Raw genomic sequence first — 1093 nt, forward strand, 5'->3', positions numbered from 1 at the left:
CCGTAAAGTGCCAATGTCAGTATTGATGCGTGCACTAGGTTTCTCTTCTGATGACCAAATTCGTGAAATCTTTGGAGAAAGCGAAACATTAGAATTAACTTTAGAAAAAGATGTTCACAAAGACTTATCTGATTCTCGTACAGAAGAAGCCTTAAAAGAAATTTACGAACGTCTACGTCCAGGTGAACCAAAGACTGCAGACTCATCTCGTAACTTACTAACTGCTCGTTTCTTTGACCCACGTCGCTATGACTTAGCAGCTGTTGGTCGTTACAAAGTAAACAAAAAATTAGATATCAAAAACCGCATATTCAATCAAATCTTGGCTGAAACTTTAGTTGACCCAGAAACTGGTGAAATCTTAGCGGATAAAGGTACTGAATTAAACCGCGAAATCATGGACAAATTAGAGCCATATTTTGACAATGGTTTAAACGTGACAACATTATATCCAAATGATGATGCTGTCTTAACAGAACCTGTTGATGTTCAAATCATTAAAATCCAAGCGCCTAAAGATGCTGACCGTGTAATCAACGTTATTGGTAACGCGAGCCCAGGTAAAGAAGCTCGTGCCTTAACAATTGCTGACGTGTTAGCTTCATTAAACTACTTCTTAGGTTTATATGAAGGTATTGGTAAAACAGACGACATCGACCATTTAGGTAACCGTCGTATTCGTTCAGTTGGTGAATTATTACAAAACCAATTCCGTATCGGTTTATCTCGTATGGAACGTGTTGTACGTGAACGTATGTCTATCCAAGACATTGAAAAAGTAACACCACAACAATTAATCAACATCCGTCCAGTAGTTGCGTCAATTAAAGAGTTCTTCGGTTCTTCTCAATTGTCTCAATTCATGGACCAAACCAACCCATTAGGTGAGTTGACACACAAACGTCGTCTATCTGCCTTAGGACCTGGTGGTTTGACACGTGACCGTGCCGGATACGAAGTTCGTGACGTTCACTACTCTCACTATGGTCGTATGTGTCCAATCGAAACACCTGAGGGACCAAACATCGGTTTGATCAACAACTTGGCGTCATATGCGAAAATCAATGAATTTGGTTTCATTGAAACACCATAT

1 pseudogene is annotated in these 1093 nt (G+C 39.6%); it reads left to right on the plus strand.

Annotation, left to right across the window (positions count from 1 at the left end):
- A pseudogene (locus ACRCJ0_RS14870) lies at positions 1 to 1093 on the plus strand (DNA-directed RNA polymerase subunit beta); the annotation flags it as partial.

Source organism: Aerococcus sp. L_32 (genome assembly GCF_050689315.1).